This window comes from Mammaliicoccus sp. B-M6 (assembly GCF_022386965.1).
Taxonomy (GTDB): Bacteria; Bacillota; Bacilli; order Staphylococcales; family Staphylococcaceae; genus Mammaliicoccus; species Mammaliicoccus sciuri_A.
Map to the genome: position 1 here is coordinate 1 of NZ_JAJNHJ010000018.1, position 26947 is coordinate 26947.

A 26947-nucleotide genomic window follows, 5' to 3' on the forward strand; every position below is an offset into this window, starting at 1 on the left:
GCGTCCGAATCACTGTCTGCATCTGAGTCACTATCTGCGTCTGAATCTGAGTCTGCATCCGAATCACTGTCTGCATCCGAGTCACTATCTGCGTCTGAATCACTATCTGAATCTGAGTCGGAATCTGCGTCTGAGTCACTATCTGCGTCTGAGTCACTGTCTGAGTCGGAGTCGCTGTCTGAGTCTGAGTCGCTATCTGAATCCGAGTCGCAGTCGGAGTCCGAATCTGCGTCGGAATCACTGTCTGCATCTGAGTCACTGTCTGCATCCGAGTCCGCATCGGAGTCACTATCGGAATCTGAGTCGCTATCGGCATCGGCATCCGCGTCATCTTCAATAATTATTGAATCAGAATCACCACTACTTGCTAATAAATCAACATCAATAAGACCACCTCCAACTGCTGATCTAAAGTTATATTCATGTCTTCCTGGTTGATCAGAGTCTGGAAGAATACCACCAGCTGTTAGCGCATTTAAATCTAAAGTTAAAGTATACGTAATTCTACTAGCAATAGATAATGAGATTAATTCCGGTGCTTGACCATATATTACACCAGTATTTGGATCGATATTTAGATTATTTCCTGTAATTGATCCTGTTCTTCTTGATCCTATTAACATTGGAGGCAAGTCATAATCAATTTTTACTGCGTTTCTAAAATTAGGATTCGACATTAATGCTCTAAATTGAGGAGGCAACTGAAATGTCGGATAACTAGAACCTAAACCAACATTCAAGACTGGATAGCCTTCTAATTTCAATTGTAACTTCCCATCATTGTGGGATGCGTCTAACTTCATATTGCTTAATAAATCTACATCAATTAAAGCATTAGTGCCAATATTCCCTATTCTCTTATTCGTAGCTTCGGTTTGTGTATTATTAGTTACACCTTTAGGCAATGATTCATCTTTTGATGTTTCTACTTTTTCGTCTGTATTTTTTTCAGACTCATCTTCTTTGATTTCATTATCAGATGCAACATCTTTTTCTGAATCTTTATTTGCATCTACGGCATCTTTTGTTGTCTCTTCTTCATTACTTGGTTCTTCAGCATTATCACTGTCTGTTTTCTCTGAATTATCTTCTAAATCATCTTTTGTAGCTGTATCATCTTCAGATGTTTCATCAGAGTTTGATGCATTGTCTTCATCTGCTTCAGAAACATCGTCAGTAATTTCACCTTTATCTTCTGATGTTATATCTTCCACATTCTCACTATTTTCTGAAGGACGATCATTATTTGATTGGTCAATGTCATCTTTAGTATTGTCTTCTACATTTTGTTCATCAGTTGGAGAATCTTCTGATTCATTCCCTTGTTCAGTTTGATCTACTGTTGTTTCTTCTGAATTTTGTTTATTTGTATCTTTTGAGTCATTATTACTTACTGGTTGCTCTTGAGACGGTTGACCGTCATATGTAGCTTCCCCTTGATCATTTGTTACTTCTTCATTATTTATTACTTCGGATGAATCTTCTGCAACATCAGAGCTATTACTATTCTCTTGTTCTGAAGTTGGTTCTTGAACTTCTGATTCATTTAATTCATTTCCCGTATTATTACTTGTAACATTGACTTTCGAATCTTGCTCAGTTGATTTTAAAGTAGATTGTTGTTGTTCAGAATTCAAACTACTTTCCTGTATTGCATCACTGTCTTGATCACTATCATCAGAATCATCTGATGCATTATCCGAAATCTTGATGGATGTTTCATAATTATTTTCGCTTGCTTCTACTGTATTTAATCCCGAGTACAGCGTTAAACCTATTAAAACTGATCCTGCTCCTACCGTGAATTTGCGTATCGAGTATCTTCTCTTTTCTCTCATATTTTACTCCTCCCAAATTATTTAAATACAACTTAATATTACTATATAATTTTAATTTTGCACCATATTTTTTTATACTGAAACTAATATTATACCATGTAGCTATATTTATATAAGATTTTCCAACTGTTATAAAATTACATTTAAGGAGTAAATGAAATAAATTAATCCAATTATTAGAATTTATATGATTCGTTTTATACATCATAATATATATCATTATCAATATTTATCATGATTTAACATTTTCAAATATAAAATATCCAAAATTTATTGTTATAAACTTAAACGTGTTTCAAAATAGAGTCTGACTATTTTGAATATTTTATTTATATAATAAAATTTACGCAAAAAAAAGAAACAGTTAAACTGTTTCTTTACTCTCTTATTGTTCCTAATTCATTATTCATTTCAAATATAAATTCTATAAGACTATTCCTATACGGAATAAATAAACCTTCTTTAATCATGTCTAATAATTCATCTTTTGTAACCCATTTTACTTCTTGTACTTCTTCTGTTGGAAAGCTTAGTTTTTCTATATTTATCTCTTGATGCACTATGAAAAAATCATCATATCCATCGTCAAAATTAATTGTGATATGTGGTCTTTGATTAGTTAAGTCTAATTTAATACCTAGTTCTTCATATGTTTCTCGTTCTGCTGCAACTCTATTTGTATCACCTTGAACCGCACTACCTCCTGCTGAGAAATCCCACTTACCTGGCCATCCTTGTTTGTCATCTCTTCTTTTTTGTATTAGTAATTGTCCCTGTTTATTAATAATACAGACATGAATCACAAGATGATATCGATTAGCAGGTACTACATTTCCTCTTGTCATCGTTTCATTTAATAACTGCCTATTTTCATCGTATAAATCCCAAGTCTCCATTCTCACCACTCCGTAATCATAGTAATTATATTTTATCACATTGAAATTAACACCTTGTTATAGCTATACATAAGTTATGTGTATTATTACAACTATCCATTTAGGTGTATTGTGTAAGGAAAGGGGATGATATTTTGAATAATATTTTTCATGATGAGCATAATAAGTATATGTATAGTGGACGAAAGGTTGATTATAATTGGGTAACTTTGATAAGTGGCATCATCAAACAATCTAATATTGATAAGAATAATGCACTAGACATCGGGTGTGGCGGCGGCATTTACACAAATCAATTAAGTGAATTTGGATTTAAGCATGTCTTAGGTATAGACCAATCTGAAATAATGATCGCATCAGCTAATGAACAAGCTTACAATAACCATATACAATTTGAAGTTGGAGATATATTCAGTAATCATTTAGCCAACCAGTCACAGAATTTTATCCTTTCAAGAGCGCTCATTCATCATATTCAAGATTTACAAAAAGCTTTTTTAGAAACAAAGCGTATTCTAAAAGATAACAGCATATTTGTCATTCAAGATCGAACTATTGAAGATTTAACGATTCCCGCTTCTTCAAACAATCTACGCGGATATTTATATGAACATTTTCCAAGGCTTCGGGATTTTGATTCAAAGAGAAGACATTCAGAAGCAGATGTTACAAAGGCATTATATGATGTTGGATTTAATAATGTTGAAACATTAAAAATTAATGAAATTAGACAAACATATGCAACGATAGAATCCTTACAGCATGATTATTTATCAAGAAAAGGTCGTAGTATTCTATTTGAATTATCAGATCAAGAATTAAAATCATTTGTAGCACAATTCCCTAAATATGTAAGAGCCGATTCTCCGATAATAGAAAAAGATCAGTGGACACTTTGGGTAGCATATCATTAAAAAAGCACGGGAGATTATCCCATGCTTTTACTTCATATCACCTAAATATGTTTTCTTTTTTCTTACCTCTTGCTAACTCATCTATTAATTTGTCTAAGTATCTAATTTCTTGCATAAGTGGTTCTTCGATTTCTTCAACTCTTATGCCACATATGACGCCTTTGATCAGTTTACGATTTGGATTCATATTTGGTGCTTCTTCAAAAAATGTTCTAAAATCAGTTTTGTTTTCTAACTGCTGATCTAATGATTCTTGACTATAACCTGTTAACCAAATGATGATTTCATCTACGTCTGCTTTTGTTTTACCTTTTTTCTCAGCTTTTGTGACGTAATGTGGATAAACATTTGATACTGGCATGTCATATATTTTTTCATTTTTCATTATGCATCCCTCATTTTTATCTTTACTTTATTATAAAGGGTAACAGCATTTATTGACTAATTTAATCGTTATTCATCATCTTCGTCTAAGTCTTGAAGTAAATCATTTACTTTTACGATACTTTTTTGTGTTTCATTAATGATGTCCGCTTCTTGATTCAACATTTCTCCATTTAGATAGGCAATAACCATAGGCAAATTCATTCCGGCATATAAATCAAACTGCTTTCCAGTCATTAAAGTTTTAGAAATGACATTAGCTGGAGTACCGCCTAGTAAATCTGTAAATACAGTTACTTCTTCATCATTGATTGCTTCTAGAAATTTCTTTTCAAAGTCTTCTTGTCCTTCATCCGGCAAAAGTGCAACAGTTTCAATATTATCTTGTGGTCCTAATATCATTTCGACACTTTCTTTTAAACCTTCACACATTGAACCATGACTTGCTAAAATTAATTTTCCCATTGTGAAAACTCCTATTGATTAAATTTTTGCTAATACACCTAATGCAGATAATATAACCGTTACAATGATAACGATAAAGATTGCACGTGTTGAATTCATATGTTTTTTGCCTAATAACCAATAAACACCTAGTACAATTGCTAATGGTAATAATTTTGGTAAGATCATATCGACATTATTTTGAATATTAACCGTTAAATCACCAATTTTTGGTTCCCAAGCAAATTGAACTTTAACCATCGTGGCGACGAGTGCTCCGACCATAAATACCCCGAGCAATGTAGCGGCATTTGTTAATGATTCGAGCTTATGTTGCATCGTTGTTACTAAAGATATACCCTCTTTATATGCAAATTCTAATTGTTTCCATCTAAAGACCATAACGGCAATTTGCGCTGCTAACCATATAAAAGCACCAAAAGGATTTCCGTTAATCGCCATATTGGCAGCTAACGCCCCAAATATAGTTGGAATTAATGAACCGAATATAGAGTCTCCTACTGCAGCGAATGGGCCCATTAAACCTACTTTCATACCACTTACAGATTCTTTAGATTTAATTTGTTCTTGTTCTTCCATTGCGACATCAATACCCGTCACAATTGTGTTGAAAAAGTTACTCGTATTGAAGAATTGAGCATGTGTATGCATCATTTCTTTTAGCTCTGGTGTATCGTCACCATAAATTTTACGTAATTGTGGAAGCATAATATATAAATAGCCAGATCCTTGCATACGTTCGTAGTTCCATCCGGCTTGGAAGCCTAATAAACTTCTTCTATTAATTTGTCTAAAATCTTTTTTAGTTAATTTATACTGACCTTCTGTTGTGACATTTTGTTCTTTAGGATCAACATTTTGATTATAGTTCGTCATCTTCAATCTCCCCTTCATCATCATTTTGAGAATTAGAAGTATTCATTTCTCCAGGTTGTACTGGTTTTGCTAAAGAAGTACGTTTGTATTCCATTGCAGCAAATGAAAATCCGATTAACGCAATGGCTAACATAGGTAGAGGATTGAATACCGCATCAAATTTCTTATCAAGTCCTGATACAGCTGTACCTAAACCACTCATACCATCAAATACTGTAGCTAATAACGCTGTTAATACAAATCCTAAAATGAAATACATATAATGTTTCTTAATAGGTAAGTATCTTAATAAGATTGCAAAACCGACTGCTGGTAATACAGCTCCTGCAGTTGTTAATCCATCTCCAAGCCACTTTAAGTCAGCGTTCAAGTAATTCACAACTGTTTTAACGACAGAACCACCAAATGCTAATGCTAAGAATACTGGAATCATTCTTGATAATGCCCATGGAATAATACCTGCAATATAATAACGTTCAATTCCTTTATAATCCATTTGTTCGATTTTAGCGTCTATACGATGTGCAAAGAATGTATTTGTAAATCGAGCTAGAATATCTGTTTGAATCATCAAACTCGCAACAGGTACGGCTAATGTAGCAATTGCTTGAGTCGGCTGCATACCTAATGCAACTGAGAAAGCTACCGCTAAAATTGTACCTGAGTTCGCATCAATTCTTGATGCACCTCCGAATGTACCAACCCCTAAAATTGTTAACTGCATGCTACCACCGATAATTAAACCAGTTGTTACATCTCCCATTATTAACCCTGCAATTAAACCTGCGAATACGGGTTGGCTTATTGAAGAATAAAGATGAAGCTCATCCCATATTTGATAACCCGCATATAATGTTAAAAGCAGAACTTGCCACCATAATATTTCCATAATTAAAAACCCCTTTTTGTTTAAATATTATTTAATCAATGACATGAAATCTTCACTATTATCATTTGGAACCATTTGCGAAATAATTCGAATACCTTTGTTGTTAAGTTCTTTAAATGTTTCTATATCTTTATCCGTAACATTAATCGAACGTTTGATTGATCTTGTTTCATTTGTTTGAGACATATTACCAACATTTAACTCATCAATTTTTACACCATAGTTTACAAGTTCTAAAAATTGATCAGGTCCTTTGGCAATCACCATTAATCTTTGAGAGTCATATTTACCATTTAGTATATTATCCGCTGCCTTTTTAACAGGTAATACACTTAATTTAACACCAGCTGGCGTTGCTAATTTAAGCCCGCTTTTATCTACTGTACTTTCAGCAACAACATCATCAATAACCATAAGTCTTGTAATATCTAGTTTTGTCGTCCACAAATTTGCTACTTGCCCGTGAATCAGCCTACCATCAATTCTATTCGCTATAATTGTCATTTAAATCTCTCCCTTTTTTTGAATAAATTTAGGTTCTTTCACCAAATTAATTTCTTGGTTATATGTCCCCTCAGTATCAAAAATAATAATTTCGTTTTCCCCTTCATGAAGCAGTGCTTTTGATATATATAGGGATGCTGTTGGTCCAACATTCCAATATCTACCTATGTTCACGCCATTCACTAATACTACACCTTTTGAGAAAGCGCTTACATCAATATGCGTATTGTTTGCTTCATTTAACGTAAACACATACCTGTAAAATGCAGGTGTCCCTTCAATCCATTCCTTTTCAAAATGCTCCTTGTTTAGTTGCTCTAATTGAATATGGAATTGTTCATAGTCTTGAACAAAGTGCAAATCTTGCATTAAACCTTGTCCTAAACCTTTTCTTTGTGTACTCGCAAGCAATTTATATCCATAATTGACACGCCCCATATTTTCAACGAGTATATCGATTTGAGGTTCTTCTGAATGTAACTCAACTTCAAAAGCATCGCCGATTTCTTGTTGATAAGCCGTATAAACATGTTTACCATCTATATACATCTTTACTCTATCTCGTGCATCAACAATTCTAAATTTTTCAAATGGTGAATCTTTGTGTATTTTCGTATGATAAAGCATGTAACCAAGTCCATCACCCGCTTCTTCCATCGTCTCTGGATATTTAGAAGTCGTCTTGTACGATATTTCATCTAGAACATTAAACAAACTGACTTTATCTTGTAGTTGAATGTGATCCAATTCAATAAAATCTTTTATTAAAGGTGCTGATTGCTCGATATGTGGTATTTCTTCTTTAAGCATTTTCTGCAAATCATAATACTTTTGAGTCGGATTGCCCATTTCATTAAGCGGTGCATCATAGTCATAAGAAGTGATTTGAGGTAAGTCTACCGTACCTCTAGCTGAGCAACCGTTCCAAAATCCATAATTCGTACCACCATGAAACATGTATAAATTGATATGTCCTTGTTGAACGGCAGTTCTTACTTCGGCAACTAAATCATCACTTTCTCGTTTAATAATGTCATCGCCCCATCTATTAAACCAACCATCCCAAAATTCCATACACATGAGTGGCCATTTTTTCTGAAATTCTTCATGGAATGATTTTAAATTTTGAAAGTTTAAATCCGTCTTAGATCCAAAGTTTGCGGTTGGTAAAATATTCTCTTCTGCCATACTGCCCGCTCTCAAAGTTTGTGCCCATCCACCATCAGATGTAAATAGTGGCACTGTTGTACCATGTTTAATCATTAAATCTTTAATCATATTTAAATATGATTTATCTTCACCGAATGAGCCATATTCATTTTCAATCTGCATCATGATAATCGGTCCATTATGATCAATTTGTAACGGCTTTAAAATTTTAAATAATTGTGTATAATATCGGTCTACTTTATCGATAAATCGTTGGTCTGACGAACGAATTCTCATGTCTTTGTAATTGAGCAACCATGAAGGTAAACCACCAAACTCCCATTCTGCACATATAAATGGAGATGGTCTTATAATTACGTAAAGACCTAATTCTTCAGCCAATTGAATAAAGTGTTGAATATCTTTTTCGCCACTAAATTCAAAGTGTTCTTCCCGAGGTTCGTGATAATTCCACGGAATATAGGTTTCAACTGTATTAAAACCGAGTGCTTTCAAATTGTATAACGAATGATACCAGTCATCTTTAGGTACTCTAAAATAATGAATGGCACCAGACAATATTTGAATAGGTTTATCGTCTAATAAGAAATCAGTGTCAATTTCAAATTTATGCATCTTTTCACCACCTGTTCTTTGTTTATCTTATTGGAGTTGCTGTCTTCTGTATGATGTCATTGAGCGTTTTTAAATTATGAATGCCTTCACTGTTTAACCATTCTTTAGCAGCTTCTTGACCTTGCTCTTTGAGTACAACAGTTCCACCTTGCCATGTTGCACGTCCGCATAATACACCATTGAAATGCGCACCACTTTCATGTGCAAAGACAAGTGTATCTTTAAATTGTTGTGAAGTTAAGCCCCCACTTAAATATATGTAAGGTATTGAAGTTGCACTGTCTTGTTCTTTAAAATATGATGCCGCTTCATCTTTACTAAAGACATAATCTTCTGTAAAACCTTCGACATAGTTCATATTAACGGGTGTTTCAACTTTAAGTACATCGACGTTATATTTTTTATCACTAAAAGCTTTCATCGCCTCTATCACTTTATGTGGTCTAACTTTAGCATAGGATTGACCTTTTTCATCACCTATTTGATCATCATAAGTTAAGATTTCTAATAGAAATGGAATATTCTCTTCGACCGTTTCTTGTCCAACTTGTTGCACTAAATCTTTCTTTACATCATTAATATCATCCGGCTCATCGACGTCATAATAGATGAGTAATTTAATACCGTCAGCACCCATCTCTTTTAATTGTTTAACAGATAAACCTTCAACTAATCTTGGTAATCTACCGACTACTGATTTATCGTATCCAGTTTGTTCATAAGCTAAAATTAATCCAGCATCTTTAGCCTTAGCTTGTATGCCATCTTTACCATATTCAGGGTCTAATAGAATACTAGAACCACTTGGTGAAAGTGTTTCAGATACAAGCTTTTTAAATAATGCAACGTTGTCATCCGTTCCTTGTTCACCAAGTAATCTTTTGAGTGCCCCTCTTTGGTCAACAGCAATTGCAGCGAATATCCCTTTATCATCGACGAGTTTATTAATATCTTTATTTGTCATCCTAATTTCTCCACTCCCACTTTTTTGATTAAATCATCCACTTCTTGTTGAATGATTTTTCCCGTTGCAGCCTGCATCGCATTTGAAGTACCACACGCTAATGCTGTTTGAATTGTCGTTACAGGATCTAAATCATGCTCCACACTATAAGCGATACCTGCCACAGTAGCATCTCCTGAACCTACAGGATTAACCGCATTTATATTTGGTAAAGTTGCTTTGTAAATCGTCTCTTTCAATTTAATAATCGCACCTTCAGAACCAAGCGTTACAAATACATCCACATCTTTAAATAACTGATTTGTTTTTAGAATCTTGAAAATGTCTTGGTGACTTAACCCCTTTTGATTAACTAAGTCTTCAAATTCTGATTGATTAGGTTTTATCGCATGAATATGAGCACTCTGTCCTAAAATTGCTTTTAACGATTGACCATCTATATCGACTATGTTGTAAGTATTCGTTAATGGATTTAATACTTTGATCATATATGCAGTCTTTGACTGATTCATTAACTTTGGTGTGCTTCCGCTGATAGTTACAACTTTGTACTGATGCGCGATATCCGCCAATTGTTTAAGATACAACGCTTGAGATGCTTCAGATACTTCTGGACCACCTTCGAGAATTTCAGTTTGATGTTCACCATCGTTAATGGCGATACACTGTCTTGTATTACCTTCTATATCAATGAATTGAAGTTGAATATTTCTTTGTTCGAGTTGTGTTTGAATCCATTGTCCATTCGTTCCACCTAAATAACCTGTAGCTGTCACGTCTGCACCTAAATCATTCAGAACTTTCGTCACATTTATACCTTTACCGCCAGCATTTTTAATCATTTGCGTTGGTCTATGCACCGCCCCAATTTCAAGACTTTCAACTTGATAGCTGATATCGATAGATGGATTTAATGTATTGGTCAAAATCATTCTTCTCACCCTTTAGCTATATGAATATATTGTTACCCCTTTAACAACACGATTGATAAAGCCATCTGGACTCGGATTATCAGGATTCAAGCCAAGTTCGACAGATTTTTTGCTTGCTAATAATTGACCAAACATTAAGTAAATCAGCCCTATTTCAAAGTCGTTATAATCCTCGATATTCGGTATTTGTGTACTTTCATCTGAAGATTGACCATCTAATATAAGCAACTGGTACTTATCTTTAACTTTGTTCACTTCATTTAATAAGTCACTTTCATAGTCACGTTTATACGTTTCATTACTTCTAAGCAATATAAAAATAGACCCTTTCTTTAGTCCTGCTTTAGGACCATGTCTAAATCCTAATGTCGTTTCTCTAGCAATCTCAACATGACCGCCTGTTAGTTCATTTAATTTTAAGCTAACTTCTTTAGTAAGTTCACCTAACAAACCAGTTCCTACGTAAAATACTTTTTCAAATGATTTTTGTAATGTTTGATCTGCTAGTTCTTCCAAATATTCAAATAGCGAATCTGCAGTATCATAAAAGCCATTCGTAATCGATCCATTAAATAATAAATAACCTGCTACAAGCATTGAAGAAAAGCTTGATGTCATTGCTAATGATTTATCATTTGTTTGTTTAGGAAGAATCACTTTAAAAACATGTTTTAAACTTTCTTCAGTTGCTAAATAACCACTTTTATTATTTGTGATAAATAAATGATGTACGTTATCTGATAATTGTTCGACTAAATCAATCGTTGCTTTCGTTTCAGGACTATTACCAGATCTAGCAAATGACACAATTAAATACGTCGTTTCTGAATCTATATACGCTTCAGGACTCGTAACAAAGTGTGTCGTTGGTACAGATTCAAAATCCCACTTAGGCATATGTTTCGTATCAATTGCTGTTCTTAAAATATCTCCGACATACGCTGATGACCCTGCACCAGTAAATAGCACCTTTAACTTCCCAGTTGCATTTTTCTCTATATCTTTAATAAATTCATCAAAATCTGATTTAATATCTTTAATAATCTCTTCTGTTAATTGCCACATTTCAGGTTGTTGTTTAATCTCCGAATATGTGTCCGTTGTGTTTAACAATACTTTCCCCTCCAATATTGGTAATGTTGTCATAACCAGTTTGTATATATAAAGACTATATTAAGTCTACTGTGTACTTATAGTCTTTACCGCTTGCAACACTCTCTGTGTACTCAATAATCTCATCATTTACAAAACTATATCTTTCTATAAACATACATGGATCATTAACATGTTTTTCTAAATGTTGCGCTTGTTCTTTAGTTATATTTTTTGCTGTTAATGTTTCATAGGCATGATTGATTTGAATTTGGTAATGCGTATTTAATGTTTCGTATAATGATACTTCATTAAAATCAAATCGATCCAACCCTTCGCAATTCTTTAAAGGTAAGTAACTAGTCTCAAATACTAACGGTTTATCATTGGCTAATCTTAACCTTTTAAGTTCATACACTTCTTGAAATGATTTGAGCTGCATTTTTTCTTGAATATAAATACTAGGCTTTACTCTTTGAATACTTATTACCTTTGTACTTGCTTTGTCGCCGCTTTTTTCAACTTCATCTTTGAAGCTATAAAGATTATTCATCTTCTGATTATATTGATTACCTAATACAAAAGATCCTTTACCATGTTCTCTTTGAATTAAACTTTCTGCTTCTAAGTTATCTAGCGCTTCTCTAATCGTTATTCTGCTAACTTCGTATTCATCGCAAAGCTTTCGTTCTGAAGGTAACTTGTCGCCTTCTTTGTATTCACCTGAAATAATCTTATCTTTAATTTTTGCATAAACTTGATAATATAAATGTGTATTTTTTAGCATCTCAATCATTCCTATTCCAACTGGTTATAACCAGTTTTAATTATAAATCATTCTCTTTAAAATGTAAACACTTTATAAAAATGTATATTTGCACTACTCTAACTTTTAGGTCGATACGGTCTTATGCTCATAAATATTGCGACAAGAGCGAGTATTAATAATGAAGAGGCAAATATCAATGCGCCATTATAGTTATTAGAACTTCCGATAAGGATACCTGCAAAGTAAGGTGCTACAACTTGTCCGAGACTATAGATAAATGTTAGTAAAGCGACTAAATTTCTTCCTGAGACAGCACTCATAAGCTGACCACGAGACATAAATAAAGTCGTTAATCCTAAGAATGTCCCACCAAACAGACATGAACTTATGATTAAGCTTATAATATTATGCGAAAACACTGGTAAAATCACGCCAATAATTTGTAGAATGAACGCTAAATATATCGCTTTAATAAATCCAATTTTATTGCCTAAAATAGACCATAATACACATGAAGGTATTGCTGCCATACCAACAAACATCCAACTAAGTGCTGCATATTCTTTTAAATCTGGAATAGATTCAACAATCGCAACTAAGAACGTACCTGTGACAATATATCCTGCACCTTCTAATAAATAAGCTATTGAGAAACATACCATAAACCATTTTGTATATAATGCACTATTTTGATCATTTATATGTATTGTCTTTTGTTCTAAGTTAACAGGTTCTTTAATTTCTTTCATAAAGAATATAACAATAAAGCCTAGCATCAATGAAGCGATACCTAAGATAATCCATGTTGATGCCCAAGTATTATAATCTGTATAAATTTGAATAAATATGCTACTTGTAAAGATACCAATCCCTACACCACTATATAAGAATCCAGATAAATGAGATTTTCCACCTTTATTTAAAGACTCGAGCACAACATTTGAAGCTAACACAAATACAGTACCACTAGTAATGCCAGCAATGAATCTTAAAATATTCCATACAAGAAAACCTTGCGTAACACCCATCAATAAAACAGAAATAATATTGATTAATAAATAAATTTTTAAATCTACCACTTTACTTTTAATAATTAAAAAGGTCGGAATCATCGCACCAATTAAATATCCTAAGTAATTGACCGTGGCCAGTAAACCAGCATTTTCGTTTGTTAAATGAGTCGCCTTTTGCATAAAAGGTAAAATAGGTGTGTACGAAAATCGCCCAATTGCCATGACAATAAATAGTGATAACATTCCTAGTAGTAATTGTTTATATGCTTTATTTGCTGACAATTTATGCACCTCATTTTCTATATTTAAACATTATTATCCTCCTCATATCATTAATATACAAGATGAATTTATAGGAGAAAGATATGGAGAATGAAGAAGGATATGGGGAATGAGTGTGATGAGGATTGTTGCGGGTTGTGAACACTTCTGCCTTAACTTGTTCATAACGAGGGCGTTGTGAACACTTCTGCCTTAACTTGTTCGTAACGGGAGCGTTGTGAACACTTCTGCCTTAACTTGTTCGTAACGGGAGCGTTGTGAACACTTCTTCCTAAACTTGTTCATAACGGGGGTGTTAGTTACAAAACTCATCCGAAATGTTACTATGGACCCCCTTAGTTACAAAACTACTAAGAATTGTAATTACTGGACTCCTTATTTGCACTTCTCACCAAAACTGCTTATAAAAAATGCCAACAAAATCACAGTTGTGACTTTGTTGGCATGATGAATTACTATTTTTTATGTCTCATATTTATTTACTATTTTTTGTTTTTCTTCTACCGATGAAGAATAATGAACCTAATCCTGCAATAGGTGATCCAAATAATGCATATTGTGTATTATCAAGCTCACCTGTATTTGGTAATTCATTTTTATTTTCTTGTTTCTTAGCTTGTTCTTTTGGTTATTCAGTTGTTGCTTTTTCTTTACTTGCTTCTTGTTTTGTTGATTCAGTTTCTGCTTTTTCTTTATTTGCTTCTTGTTTTGCTGGTTCAACTTTATCTTTGCTTGCTACTGGCTCAACTGATTTTTGATCTGGTTTAACTGTTGGTTGTTGATCTTTTGTTGGTTCTTGTTTTTGATCTGGTGTTGGTGTTGATGGCTGATCTTTTGCCGGTTCTGGTTTTTGATCTGGTGTTGCTGTTGATGGCTGATCTTTTGTTGGCTCTTGTTTATTATCTGGAGCTGGACTCGGTTCTGGCGTTGGTGCAGGTGCTGGTTCAGTACTTGGTGTTGGTTCTGGTGTTGCTGTTTCAGCTGCATCTCCTAAGTCCTTAATTCTTACATGGTATGATCCTTCATATTCAATATGTGGTGTTATTAAATGAATTTTAATGATTGCATTATAGAAATCTTTACCTTCTACAACAGGGAATAAGATTGTTCTTGTATCTTTTTCACTATCTTTACTAATTGTAATAGGACGTTTATATCCATCTTCACCTTCTACTTGGAAATCTTTCCACATTGAATCATGTTTTAATGTAACGGCTAACATCTTCTTACCATTATATTCAACTAATTTAGCTGGGTGCTCTACTTCAAAGTCCATATGAGATTGATCCTCTTTAGAACTGTGTAAAACTTTAAAGTTTCTATCTTTTGCTTTTGAAGTGTCTACATTTGTAACTGGTGCTTTTTCAAATTCTGTAACCGCAGTTTCTAATTCTTTAGCTAATTTATCTTTAAGTCCTTTTAATTCTTCTTGAAGTTGTGGTTTTTCATCATCAGAAACTTTATCGATTAATTTCTCAAGCTCACGCACTTTATCTTCTAAAGTAATAGCTTTATCATATTTCTCTCTATCTTTTTGTTTCTTATAATCATCTGCTGTTGCATAATTAGAAGCATCTTTAGTAATTGGTTTATCAAATACGATATGACCAAGCTCATGTTCAGTCTTACTACCTAGTGCAAGTGCAGTTCCTTTTACTTTTAATTCTTTCGTATTTTCATTAACTTTAACTCTAATAGTTGCTACTTCATTTTCAATATCATATGAAACAACGTCGTAGTCTAATTTTTTATCGCCATCAAATAAGTCAAATTCTAACCATGTAGAAGGTGCATCTACATGCAATTCTAAAATAGGTTGATCGCCATCAAAAACAATATTTGCTGGATCTTTAATCATAGCTGCATAATAGAATATTTCTGAATTATCTTTAGGATTAATAACTTTAAAGTTAATTGGTCGTTTTTCACCATCAACTGTTTTATTATGGATTTCTTTATTTTTAATATCTTCTCTTAATTTAGAAGTTTGTTCTTGATCCGCTTTAGGTGTTTCTGTATCTGTTTTTGGTGCCTCCGCATCTGTTTTTGGTTTTTCTGGCTCTGCTTTTGGTGCATCTGGTTCTGCTTTTGGAGTCTCTGCATCGGATTTTGGTGCCTCTGGAGCTACTTGAGATCCATCTGGAATAGCTTTATCAAAAACAACGCGTGTTGTGATATCGTAATCATAGGTATCACCATAAGGGATATATAAATGTAATTTAGATGTAAGTGCTGATACACCTGTAGGTACTTCAACCTTAACAACACGTTTCTCTTCAGTATCTTCTATAATTGTAGTATTTAGTTTTTCATCACCATTATATAATTCAAACTTCTTCCAAAAATCAGGACGTTTCAATGTAAAGGTAACAAATGTTTTTCCATTTTCATGGCTTATTACTGAAGGATGTTCAAAATAACGATCTGAAACTAATCTAGCATCTTCTTTTTCTTTTTTCACAATAAAACCGAAGTCTTGTCCTTCTTTATTTGCAGAAACTTTATTTTCATCTTGATCTTCTGTATCTTCACTTGGTGTTTCCTCTTTTGGCGTTTCTGCTTTCGGTGTTTCTTCTTTCGGTTTTTCTTCCGTTACTTTGTCGTCTTTCGGTGTTTCCGCTTTTGGAGCTTCTTCTTTTGTTGAATCGTCTTTTGGTGTTTCCGCTTTTGGAGCTTCTTTTTCTACTTTAGGTGCTTCTGGAACTGCTTCATCAAAAATAACGCGTGTTGTATATTTGTTGTCATAGTTAATAAATGGTACAACGATATGTACTTTTGATGTAAGTTCTGTAACGCCTGATGGTACTTCAACTTTAACAACACGTTTATCATCATTTTCTTCTAATGTTGTCATATTAAGTTTTTCGTCACCATTATATAATTCAAACATCTTCCACCAGTCAGGGCTTAATAATGTGAAATTCACATATGTTTTTCCATTTTCATGACTTACTTTTGAAGGATGTTCTAAATAATTATCCATTACTGATTTTTCATCTTCAGCTTCTTTCTTTACAATAAATCCAAAGTCATGTGCTTCGTTTTCTTCAGATACAGCACTTTCCTTTTTATCAGTAGTCGCTGCAGTTGTTGCATTGTCTGCCGCTTCGTCAGATCCAACAGCTGATTCTAATGTTTCATCTTCATTGTAAAATTCTCTCTCTTTATTTGTAACTGCTGTTCCAGTTTCTTCTTCCTCTGCTGCTTCAGATTCTTCTCCCAAACTTGTTCCATCATCTGCAGTTGAGTCGTCTGCAGATACGCTATTTGCCTTTGCATCATCTGCATTTACATCTGACGAGTCAGTCGCATCAGAACCTTGAACTTCTTCAGTTACACCGTCATTACTTTCTGTTTCATCATCTGTATTTTCTGCAGCTGGTGCTTCTGCTTTTTCAGTAACTGTAGCATCGTCTGCCACGACTGGTTCACTTTGATTATCGTCTGTAGCAGTCGTTGCTTCATTTACTGTATCAACTTTATCTTCCATTGCATTAGCTGTTTGACCTGCTCCTAAAAATAAAGTCGCACCAATTGCAATAGAAGCTATCCCTCCCGACAATTTTCTAATAGAAAAATGATGTTGCTTCTTGATTGTTGAACGATTCTTGTTGTGCTCGTGTTGTGTTGTCATATTCATCTCTCCCGTATTTTAAAGTCGATAATGATAATCGTTATCATTTGTTAATTCAAAATTATACCATCTAATCAAAATTTTAGGAATAAATAAATGGATATTTTTGTCATTTTTCGACAGATTATACTCGTCTAAATGAGCGCACAAAAAAATCAGTTTAGGGCATGTTCACCCTAAACTGATTTCAAATCTTTTATTCAGCTACTTTTATAACTTGTTTACCAAAATTATCGCCTGTAAATAACTTACGGAATGCATTTGGAATTTGATCAAATCCTTCATCTATTGTAACTTCGGATTTAATTTTCCCTTCTTGTACCCATTGTGCTAACTGTTCACTTGCTTCTTTAACATCTTCATTAAATTGTGCAACTATGAATCCTTGCATCAATGCTTGGCTTTTAATCAATGTTTGTTGAATACGTGGTCCAATATCTTCGCCTTTAAGGTTATATGAAGAAATTGCGCCACAAACTGGTATACGCGCAAATTTATTTAAATGTTTAAACACTTCATCTGAAAGTGCACCACCAACATTTTCAAAATAAACATCTATACCATTTGGAACGGCCTTTTCTAATGCTTCAGCAAAGTCATCTTTCTTATAATCTATACCTTCATCAAAGCCTAATGTTTCAGTTAAGTAATTTACTTTCTCTGATCCGCCTGCAATACCTACTACGTGCGCACCTTTCAGCTTAGCAATTTGTCCTACGACAGAACCAACCGCACCAGATGCTGCTGAAACAACTACTGTTTCACCTTCTTGAGGTTTACCAATTTTCAAGAGTCCTTGATAAGCTGTCATACCAGGCATTCCGAGTACACTTAAATATAGATATAACGGTACTTCAGTTGATGGTATTTTAGTAACATATTTCTCATTAATTGTTATATATTTTTGCCAAGGTAAAATACCTGTTACAATATCGCCTTCTTTAAGGTCAGAAGCATTTGATTGAATGACTTCTGCAACGATATGGCCGTTAAATGGTTTGTCTAATTCATATGACTGCGTATAACTTTTAGAATCATTCATACGTCCTCTCATGTATGGATCTACAGAAACATATATTGATTTTAATAATACTTCTTCATTATTTGGTTCTTTCACTTCTATTTCTTCATAACGAAATACATCATCTTGAGGGATACCTTCAGTTCTTTTAGCTAATACAATTTGTTCATTTTTCATGGATTATCCTCCTCATTTATAAAAAGTAATTACTTACTTTACGCTTGTAAATATTAAACGTGATTATGAAGTGAGTCAAACAGTCTGTTCGTAATTTAATTTTTTTATAACTTTTATCATATTTTATTTATAATTCACTAAATTTTCAAATTAAATACATAATAATTCCTTTTTTAAAACAAAATTACACTAATAGAATTATTTAAACATATAGAATTTTTAGACAAATCTCTGTATAATTGTCTGCCGGAGGTGCAACATGAATCAATTTTTCAAGAAGAAAGAACACCTTTCTTCTCAATCAAATAAAAAACTTAAAAAAACACTCGGCGCTTTTGATTTAACCATGCTTGGAGTCGGAGCTGTTGTTGGTAGTGGTATTTTCATCTTGCCTGGTGAAATCTCCTCAACAATAACCGGACCTGGAATTATGCTTTCATTTATTATCGCTGCAATCGGCTGTGGTTTAGCAGCTTTATGTTATTCTGAATTTTCATCAAAAATTCCACAAGCTGGTAGTGCCTATACATATAGTTATTATGTTTTTGGTGAAGGTATTGCTTGGATATTAGGTTGGGCATTATTACTTGAATATGGCTTAGCAATTGCAGCAGTCGCAAGTGGCTGGTCTTCATATGTTGTTAACTTATTATCTGGTATGAATATCCATGTCGTAAAAGCTTTATCTGGTTCATATGACCCTTCTAGTGGTCATTATTTTGATTTACCAGCATTTATTATCATTATGATCATTGGCGCATTATTAATTATTGGCGTAAAAGAATCTACGCGCATCAATAATATTATGGTTATTGTTAAAATAATGGTTGTCCTACTCTTTATAATAGTAGGTATTTTTTACGTTAAACCTGATAATTGGAGTCCGTTCTTACCATTTGGTTTCAATGGTGTGTTAACAGGTGCTTCAATGGTGTTCTTTGCATATATTGGATTTGATGCAGTATCGTCTGCAGCTGAAGAAGTTAAAAATCCTCAAAAGAACATGCCAATCGGAATTATTGGTGCATTAACGATTTGTACCATTTTATACATTATTGTTTCAGCTGTACTCACAGGTGTCGTACCTTATCAAAATTTAGAAGGTGTCGGCGCGCCAGTTGCTTATGCATTACAGTCCATTAATCAAAATTGGATTGCTGGATTCCTGTCACTAGGTGCAATCGTTGGTATGACAACAGTGATCTTCGTCATGTCTTATGGTGGAACACGTTTAATTTTCGCAATGAGTAGAGATGGTTTACTTCCAAAAGTATTCTCTAAAACGAATCAAAAGCAAACTCCCGTACAAAATACTGTCATACTCACATTATCTATGGGAATCGTATCAGGTCTTGTACCTTTATCAGAACTCGCTTCATTAATTAATATCGGTACATTATTTGCATTTTGTACCGTTTCAATAGGCGTTCTGTTCTTAAGAAGAAATCGTACATTACCATCAGAAGGCTTTAATGTACCTTTATATCCTGTATTACCAATCGTATCCTTTATCATCTGTTTATATTTGATGACAAACTTAACACGTACAACTTGGATAGCATTTATTATATGGTTTATTTTAGGAATTATCATGTACTTCACGTATGGAATAAGACACTCAAAATTAAGAACCAAATAAAATTTTCAATTCCAAGATTTCAAAATTTACAATTCTATCGCTTTCTGTCATGATTCAAATATAGAAATCAAATTGATAGAGAGAAAGAGGTTATCTTATGTTAATCATAAATGCGAAGTTTGAAGTTCAAGCACAAGCAGTTGAACAATATGAAGCATTGATTAAAGATTTAGTAGCATCATCAAGACAAGAAACAGGAAACATCGGTTACGAACACTTCAAATCAACTGAGTCAGACAATACTTATTTAATGTATGAAATTTGGGAAAACCAAGAAGCTATAGAAGCACATAATAATAGCGAGCACTTCCAACAATTTATTAAAAGTGTGAAACCATTATTAGCCGGACCTTCAGATATTAAAGTAAGTGCAAGCAAAGAATAGAAGCTATTCGTAGCTAAAGAACTCTATAAATAAACGAATAAGCATATCACTTATCTGAGAAACTCAGAAAAGTGATATGCTTATTTTTTTGTGTGATTATGTTGAGCTAACTTCCATTATTTCGAATTCTGGTAATTAGGTGGGCGCTCACTTAGAGACACTTCTCCGAATTCTGTCCCTAACAGCACCACTTTCTACTTCCATGCTGGTTTATCTGATCCTCTGACCATCAATACTGTATCGTAGTGTCCTGGTGTTTCACTCATTTCTACTTGATCTGTTACACCTACATATGTTCCAAGTGGTGTTTCTGCTTCAAATTGTTCTGGTGCTACGGCACGGTGTTCTTCATTACTATTTGCTACTTCTTGTGCATATGCTTTATCAAATATACCTAAAGACATTAAATACGCAGACACTTTACTTAATGATACAGATACACTATAACTACCGCCTTCTACTGTTCGTCTTTCTAATGCTTTAATTGTACCGAGTTCTAACAACCATGAAATAACATAATCATTTACAACAACAATCGGTGGCAATGCAGGTTGTTCATCTGTTCCTTCTAAACTCATGACACCTGTGACACTTCCTGCCGTCTGATCAAATCCATTTCTATCTGACCATGGTCCAGCATGTCCATGTAAATTAACAGACGCATGTATGATACCTGGTTTCTTCTCTGCTAATGCTTCAGCTGTCACATTATATTTTTCCATAAATCCATGTCTTTTATTGATGAAGAATATATCTGCATCACTTAATAATTCATCAAATTTATCTCTATGTGACTGTTGATTTGTAATATCTAAATAAGTTGAACGCATTCCTACATTAGAAGTTAAATACATTGTTTCTACTTCTAACTCAGTTGGTCGCCAAACATTGAGTACGTCTGCTCCGTGTAATGCTAAACCTCTACCGAGTCCTGCTCCTGCTATAACATGTCCCATTCCTAATGCTCTTATACCACTTAATGGTTGTTCTGGGTTCTCAGTGAATGGTATCGGTTCAGATTCTCCTATTTTCTTAATTTCAATGAGTTCTGTTTCTGCAATATATTTAAACTGTTCTTCTTCAACAAACTCTTCAACAGAGCGCACGAGCGGCATAACGATACCTTTTTTAGAACCCGCTTCTTTCGTTCCACGACAATCTAATAAATCCAATACATGTTCTTTAGCATTTGGATAAGGGTCTAATGGCATTACCCATCTATTATCTTTCGTTTCATAAAAATTAAATCTAAATGGTGTATGTGGATCTTCTTGACCTTTTGCAGGAAATCCATTTAATGTTTCCCATTTTCGTTCGTAAAAAGGTGATAATCTTTTTAATGCTTTTCTAATATCGACATGAATGTCTTGTCCTTTACCGCCTCGAACTTGCCATAAATGCGCTAAAGCAACTGATTTAGCCGCCAAACCTAACCCTGCTAATCCAGCAATTCGTAATGTACTTGGTAACACTGGATCTTTACCATAGAATGTAACGTTACCACCACTATCTGCAGTCGTATAACCAACTGAATTAAGAATTTCTTCTAAAGCTGCATTTAAATCAAAGTGGTCGTCAGTTACTCTATTCTGTTTATTATTTAACAACGTTTCTTTCAACATTTCGGCATCTTGTTTCAATTTGTTCTCCTCCAATATTTTTCATATTATTATTATAAAAATGTTCGACTTTAAAAAACAATGTGTGTAAAATGAGAGAAGCAACACATTTTCTAATTATGTTGCATTCATAAGAAGGTGAACAGTTTGGACAAGAAACAAAAACAATCCAGAAACAAAATTCAGAATGCATTATTAACATGTTTAAATACAACGAGCATTCAATCCATAACAGTTAAAAAGTTATGTGAAGAAGCTGAAATCAATCGTTCAACATTTTATAGACATTATCCATCAATTGAAGTATTAATGTCTCATACGATATCAAGTTACTTTCAACTACTATTCGGTGAGCCTTATAAATTTTATTTAAAACATCATAGCATTAGCGAATCACAATTCTATATCGCTAATAATATCTTTAGCCATATATCTCATAACGCGTATTTCTATCAAACGATGTTCAAACACTATCCTAATTTCTATATTTTACTTAAAAATCATATTCATCAAAGATATATTATCTTTTTTGAAGATACTGGCGTTCAAAATGACATGATATTAGATAAAGACATTGTCGCTGAATACGTTGCGTCAGCATATGCAGGCATGATACAAGGTTGGGTCATTAGAGCATTAGACACACCACCTGATGAAATGGCACAAAGATTAACCACACTTAATTCGACAGGTCCTATCAAATTATTAATAGACGCAGAAAAAAAGCCAAGGCAATAAAATCATTGCCTTGGCTTTAAATGAACTACATAAATTCTGATATTGTTTCTACAATTAAATAGATATTTAGCACACTTAGAACAACTGCGAGTATCCAAGATATAATATTAACCCATCTTTTATTGACGAATTGTTTACCCATGATGTTTGGATTACTTGTTGCCATAATTAATGGAATAATACTATATGGTAAAGCTAAACTTAAAAATACTTGTGTGAAAATTAATAAATCTTCTATTTTTGTATCGCTTGATCCGTATAACCATAAACAAAGAAATACTGGTATAACTGCGATAACTCTTGTAATGATTCTACGTACCCATGGTTTAAGTTTAATTTTCAAGAAACCTTCCATAACAATTTGTCCTGATAATGTACCAGTTATTGTAGAATTTTGTCCTGAAGCTAATAATGCTATAGCAAACAGTGTACTCATAACAGCGCCACCTATTGCACCGCCTACATGAGAGTGGCTTAAAGCATCATATAAATCAAAGAATCTTCCTAAAGCTTCATGACTACCAAAGAATAATGCTGCGCCTAATACTAATAATAAACAGTTAATAATAAACGCAATTGTTAATTGAATATTAGAATCGATTGTTGCATATTTAATCGCACTTTTTTTACCTTTATCTGTTCTTTCATAATTTCTAGACTGAACGATTGATGAATGTAAATATAAGTTATGTGGCATAATCGTTGCACCAATAATACCTAACGCAATATATAAAGCGCCTTTATTCGTAACAATTTCAGAACTTGGTAAAAATCCTGCCATTAACGAACTAGCATCCGGTGAAGAAAGATACACTTCAAACATAAAGATAATAAGAACTGTAAATATAAGCACACCGACAATTGCTTCTATTTTTCTAAATCCGAGTTTAATAATTAAAAGTAAAAGTAAAACATCTAATACTGTGATCGTTACCCCTAAAGTCAATGGAATGTTAAATAGTAAATTTAAAGCAATCGCACTACCAATTACTTCAGCAATATCAGTTGCCATAATAGCTAATTCAGCTAAAATCCAAGCAAATACACCTAAAGATTTATTAGTCATATGCTCCGTAACTTGTGCTAAATCCATCCCACTTGCTATACCTAATCTTGCACACATGCTTTGTAACAGCATAGCAGATAAACTAGATATTAAAATCACAAATAATAATATATAACCGTACTGAGCCCCACCAGACATAGAAGTAATCCAGTTACCCGGATCCATATATCCGACTGCTACAAGCAAGCCAGGACCTAAATACATTAGGAACTTTCTAAAAGCATTTGCTTCAGCATCAAAAGAGACCGTACTATTAATTTCTTCTAAACTTTTGCCCATGTCTAACACCTCTATATCAAGAGGATATACCTATTTATTTAATTTGTAAACATTTTAATTAGGGCAACCTAAACTTTTTGTTATAAAAAAAGAATCCAAAGCACATAACATGCCTTAGACCCTTAAAATATTATACATTTTCTTCTTTTACTAAAGGATTGTCAGGTTTAATAAAGAACCACATGATGATTGCGAATGCTACTGGAACCATCATTAATTGTAGTGTCATTGTCCAACCAATTTTATCTGCTAATAAACCAGCTAAAATTGGACTTAATAATGCACCAATATTGCCCCATAAGTTCATCCAACCTGAAACTGTACCAGAGAAGTTACGTCCTAAATCTGTAGCAGTTGCCCAGCTCATACCCATTGATAAACCTACACCACCAAGACATAAAGATAACCAGAAAATATTCATATATAAATTATCTGTAGCTAACGCAAAGTATAGTGATATACAGAATACTACAAATCCAGAAATTGCGATTACACCACGTGCAACAAATTTAGATTTACCTGTAGATAAAATCTTATCTGAAATTGTACCACCTAGCATAATCAATATAAACATTGCTAACCAAGGAGCACCAGCGATAAAGCCCATTTGTTTAAATTCTACATGATATTCTTCGTGAATATAAGTTGGTAACCAAATTAAGAATAATGTGATGACAAATTGTACAACGAAATATTGTGCTGCAATTGCATAGAAACTGAAACGTTTGAAGAATACATTCCAAGGTGCAGTTGTTTTACCTGTATCTACAACGTCACGTGTTTCCATAATAAATCTTTTTTCTGCTTCATTAACCATTTTATGTTGTTCTGGTAAATCTTTAGCGATAATCACCCATAAGATCGCAATTACAATACCGATTAAACCGAAAATATAGAATACTGCTTGCCAACCAAACGCGTTCATAATTGCGATTGTAACGATTGGTGCGATTACTGGACCGAAGTATGAACCTGCTAATAATGCAGAAGATGCACGACCTTTTTCATTCTTATTAAACCAGTAACTATTAAATACAGCATTTGATGGGTACATAGGCGCTTCACCTACACCAAATAAGAAACGTACTAAGTATAGTAAACCATGATTTTTCACAATACCTGTAAGAATTGTGAAAGCACTCCACCATAATAATGCGATTGTTAACATTTTCTTAGGACCAAACTTTTCAGCTAATATCCCTGAAGGTACTTGCATTAATGCATAACCAAGTGAGAAGAATGAAGCTAAAAGCCCGAATTGAGCTTTGTTCATATTTAAATCTTCCATCATAGGTCCGGCGATAATAGAGATGTTTGAACGATCCATATATGCGATAATCCCTATAATAAAGAATGCAATTGCAAAAAACCATCTTATATTAGTTCTTTTTTCTTTCATAAATATCCAACTTTCTTAATTAATTTCCCTTCTAATTCATGTGGTCATATGATGACTCTATTTATTAATAAGTTGAATATAGCACAAACAGGAAACGCTTACAACATAAATTTTAAAGATTTATAATATTATTTAATTGTGAATAAATACACAAATATATAATATTAAAACACAGACATATGCCTGGGTTCATTGTATTATTACTTTTCATATGGGATAACATTATCGCCATATTCATCTTTAATATATTTCTTCATTTCTTTAGACTGTAGTACTTTCAGAAGTTCTTGGAATTTCTTATCATTTTTATGTCCTTCTTTTACAGCTAATATATTCGCAAATGGTGATGACTTATCTTCAATAGCTATCGAATCTTTCACTGGATTCAGTCCGTTATCAATTGCATAGTTTGAATTCATAATGACTAAATCGCCTTCACCACTGTTATATGTCTTAGGTAAAAATTCTGCACCTTGTTTATTATTAAAGTTCAAATTCTTTTTATTTTCTATAATATCATCAAATTTGGCATCTTCAATTTTCACTTTTGGATCTATTTTGATCAATCCTTCATTAACAAAGAATGATAAAAATCTTCCTTCTTCAGCTGGGTTGTTAGACACGTATATTGTTCCGCCATCTGGTAAGTGTTTCAAATCTTTATGTTTTTTACTATAAACACCCATTGGCGTTGTGAAAACTTTTCCTACCTCTTCAATTTTATATCCATGTGTTGCTTTTTCAGCTTTTAAATAAGGCACATGTTGAAATAGATTTGCATCAACATCACCTTTATCTAATAATTTGTTAGGTACTTTATAATCATTCACTGTTTTAACTTCTAAGTCATAACCTTTTTCTTTCATTTTTTCTTTCGCATGTTCAACGACATCACCATGCGGAGCCGGAGAAGCAGCAACCGTAATCTTTGTATTTTCACTTCCACTAGACTTTCCACACGCAGCTAATAATAAAATAATACCGATAAAACTAACAAACTTTACGAATTTACTCATATGTATACACGCCTCTTTCCGATATAAAATTAAAAATAAAAAAACTTCCTCTAAAAAATTAGAGAAAGTTAGATAAACCTCCTCTCATCTTCAAAAGTTTAGACAAACTTTATGTGAATTAGCACCTTTCCAAATAGAAGGTTGCTGGGCTTCATAGGGCACATCCCTCAGCCACTCTTGATAAGAGTCTTTTATTATTTTTATTAATCCTATCATCGTACTCAAGATTAGTCAATTTAAAATTTTACACTGATGAATGAGTGGTATTGGATTGGATGGTGGTGATAATGGCAATAAGATATGTGAGTTGGTGGGATAATTTGGAATTTAGGAATATCTTGGATGAACTTGTGATTTTACTACTTCTTTAA

23 protein-coding genes, 1 pseudogene and 1 riboswitch are annotated in these 26947 nt (G+C 33.3%); of the genes and pseudogenes, 4 read left to right on the top strand and 20 right to left on the bottom strand.

Annotated elements, in window-relative coordinates:
- Together LQ693_RS08040 and LQ693_RS08045 are read right to left on the bottom strand one after the other, a co-directional pair.
- A partial coding sequence (locus tag LQ693_RS08040) for a YSIRK-type signal peptide-containing protein (protein WP_239743652.1) occupies positions 1–1838 on the bottom strand: 1838 nt, incomplete at its 3' end.
- A 377-nt stretch (positions 1839–2215) separates the two neighbouring features.
- Entirely contained in the window at positions 2216–2734 is a 519-nt protein-coding gene (locus tag LQ693_RS08045) for an NUDIX hydrolase (protein WP_199185206.1), read from the bottom strand.
- Between the two features lie 134 nt (positions 2735–2868).
- On the opposite strand from LQ693_RS08045, the gene LQ693_RS08050 reads away from it, so the two are divergent.
- Positions 2869–3648, top strand: a complete 780-nt coding sequence (locus LQ693_RS08050; RefSeq protein ID WP_204172452.1) for a class I SAM-dependent methyltransferase — start codon at positions 2869–2871, stop codon at positions 3646–3648.
- A gap of 37 nt (positions 3649–3685) precedes the next feature.
- On the opposite strand, the gene LQ693_RS08055 is transcribed toward LQ693_RS08050, so the two are convergent.
- The 14 genes and pseudogenes from LQ693_RS08055 to LQ693_RS08125 form a co-directional block, all read right to left on the bottom strand.
- Positions 3686–4033, bottom strand: coding sequence for a DUF2200 domain-containing protein (locus LQ693_RS08055; RefSeq protein WP_025906944.1), 348 nt, complete (start codon positions 4031–4033; stop codon positions 3686–3688).
- A 68-nt stretch (positions 4034–4101) separates the two neighbouring features.
- Positions 4102–4497 (bottom strand): PTS sugar transporter subunit IIA, encoded by a 396-nt coding sequence (locus LQ693_RS08060; protein WP_239703151.1) that lies wholly within the window; start codon positions 4495–4497, stop codon positions 4102–4104.
- Between the two features lie 18 nt (positions 4498–4515).
- Positions 4516–5373: a PTS system mannose/fructose/sorbose family transporter subunit IID gene (locus LQ693_RS08065; protein ID WP_107590781.1), complete on the bottom strand. Its 858-nt coding sequence runs from the start codon at positions 5371–5373 to the stop codon at positions 4516–4518.
- Complete coding sequence (locus tag LQ693_RS08070) at positions 5360–6262, bottom strand: PTS mannose/fructose/sorbose/N-acetylgalactosamine transporter subunit IIC (protein ID WP_025906947.1); 903 nt, start codon at positions 6260–6262, stop codon at positions 5360–5362. Before LQ693_RS08070 ends, LQ693_RS08065 begins: the two co-directional genes overlap by 14 nt.
- 27 nt (positions 6263–6289) lie before the next feature.
- The gene (locus LQ693_RS08075; protein ID WP_025906948.1) at positions 6290–6766 is read right to left on the bottom strand and encodes a PTS sugar transporter subunit IIB; all 477 of its coding nucleotides are present in this window, start codon (positions 6764–6766) and stop codon (positions 6290–6292) included.
- On the bottom strand, positions 6767–8551 hold the full coding sequence (locus LQ693_RS08080; RefSeq protein ID WP_239703152.1) for a glycoside hydrolase family 35 protein: 1785 nt from the start codon (positions 8549–8551) through the stop codon (positions 6767–6769).
- Between the two features lie 22 nt (positions 8552–8573).
- Positions 8574–9515 carry a tagatose 1,6-diphosphate aldolase gene (locus LQ693_RS08085; RefSeq protein WP_107590783.1) on the bottom strand — a complete coding sequence of 314 codons (942 nt, stop codon included), beginning with the start codon at positions 9513–9515 and terminating at the stop codon, positions 8574–8576.
- A complete protein-coding gene (locus LQ693_RS08090) occupies positions 9512–10447 on the bottom strand; it encodes a 1-phosphofructokinase family hexose kinase (RefSeq protein WP_107590784.1) in 936 nt (311 codons plus the stop codon). The genes LQ693_RS08085 and LQ693_RS08090 overlap by 4 nt, the downstream gene beginning before the upstream one ends.
- A gap of 12 nt (positions 10448–10459) precedes the next feature.
- Positions 10460–11560 carry an SIS domain-containing protein gene (locus tag LQ693_RS08095; protein ID WP_107590785.1) on the bottom strand — a complete coding sequence of 367 codons (1101 nt, stop codon included), beginning with the start codon at positions 11558–11560 and terminating at the stop codon, positions 10460–10462.
- Positions 11561–11615: 55 nt separating this feature from the next.
- Positions 11616–12326, bottom strand: coding sequence for a GntR family transcriptional regulator (locus LQ693_RS08100; RefSeq protein ID WP_025906953.1), 711 nt, complete (start codon positions 12324–12326; stop codon positions 11616–11618).
- 98 nt (positions 12327–12424) lie between these two features.
- Complete coding sequence (locus tag LQ693_RS08105; RefSeq protein WP_107590786.1) at positions 12425–13603, bottom strand: YbfB/YjiJ family MFS transporter; 1179 nt, start codon at positions 13601–13603, stop codon at positions 12425–12427.
- Positions 13604–14078: 475 nt separating this feature from the next.
- Positions 14079–14201: pseudogene (locus tag LQ693_RS13830) on the bottom strand (LPXTG cell wall anchor domain-containing protein); the annotation flags it as partial.
- Between the two features lie 30 nt (positions 14202–14231).
- The gene (locus LQ693_RS13710; RefSeq protein ID WP_275584179.1) at positions 14232–17237 is read right to left on the bottom strand and encodes an NEAT domain-containing protein; all 3006 of its coding nucleotides are present in this window, start codon (positions 17235–17237) and stop codon (positions 14232–14234) included.
- Positions 17238–17433: 196 nt separating this feature from the next.
- Entirely contained in the window at positions 17434–18435 is a 1002-nt protein-coding gene (locus LQ693_RS08125) for an NADP-dependent oxidoreductase (protein WP_107577127.1), read from the bottom strand.
- A 259-nt stretch (positions 18436–18694) separates the two neighbouring features.
- Here LQ693_RS08125 and LQ693_RS08130 point away from each other — a divergent pair, with 259 nt between their 5' ends.
- Together LQ693_RS08130 and LQ693_RS08135 are read left to right on the top strand one after the other, a co-directional pair.
- Positions 18695–20074, top strand: coding sequence for an amino acid permease (locus LQ693_RS08130; protein ID WP_037590619.1), 1380 nt, complete (start codon positions 18695–18697; stop codon positions 20072–20074).
- Positions 20075–20171: 97 nt separating this feature from the next.
- Positions 20172–20459, top strand: a complete 288-nt coding sequence (locus tag LQ693_RS08135) for a putative quinol monooxygenase (protein ID WP_037590620.1) — start codon at positions 20172–20174, stop codon at positions 20457–20459.
- Positions 20460–20653: 194 nt separating this feature from the next.
- Here LQ693_RS08135 and LQ693_RS08140 read toward each other — a convergent pair whose 3' ends face one another.
- A complete protein-coding gene (locus tag LQ693_RS08140) occupies positions 20654–22099 on the bottom strand; it encodes a CoA transferase (RefSeq protein WP_239703153.1) in 1446 nt (481 codons plus the stop codon).
- 126 nt (positions 22100–22225) lie between these two features.
- Between LQ693_RS08140 and LQ693_RS08145 the strand changes: the two genes are divergently transcribed.
- Entirely contained in the window at positions 22226–22816 is a 591-nt protein-coding gene (locus LQ693_RS08145) for a TetR/AcrR family transcriptional regulator (protein ID WP_239703154.1), read from the top strand.
- A 25-nt stretch (positions 22817–22841) separates the two neighbouring features.
- Here LQ693_RS08145 and LQ693_RS08150 read toward each other — a convergent pair whose 3' ends face one another.
- From LQ693_RS08150 to LQ693_RS08160, 3 genes are all read right to left on the bottom strand, one after another.
- On the bottom strand, positions 22842–24161 hold the full coding sequence (locus tag LQ693_RS08150) for an Nramp family divalent metal transporter (RefSeq protein ID WP_107590788.1): 1320 nt from the start codon (positions 24159–24161) through the stop codon (positions 22842–22844).
- Between the two features lie 130 nt (positions 24162–24291).
- Complete coding sequence (locus tag LQ693_RS08155; protein ID WP_107590789.1) at positions 24292–25560, bottom strand: pyruvate MFS transporter; 1269 nt, start codon at positions 25558–25560, stop codon at positions 24292–24294.
- Between the two features lie 200 nt (positions 25561–25760).
- Positions 25761–26576: a MetQ/NlpA family ABC transporter substrate-binding protein gene (locus LQ693_RS08160; protein WP_204172457.1), complete on the bottom strand. Its 816-nt coding sequence runs from the start codon at positions 26574–26576 to the stop codon at positions 25761–25763.
- 81 nt (positions 26577–26657) lie between these two features.
- Positions 26658–26763: riboswitch (SAM riboswitch) on the bottom strand.
- Positions 26764–26947 lie beyond the last annotated feature (184 nt).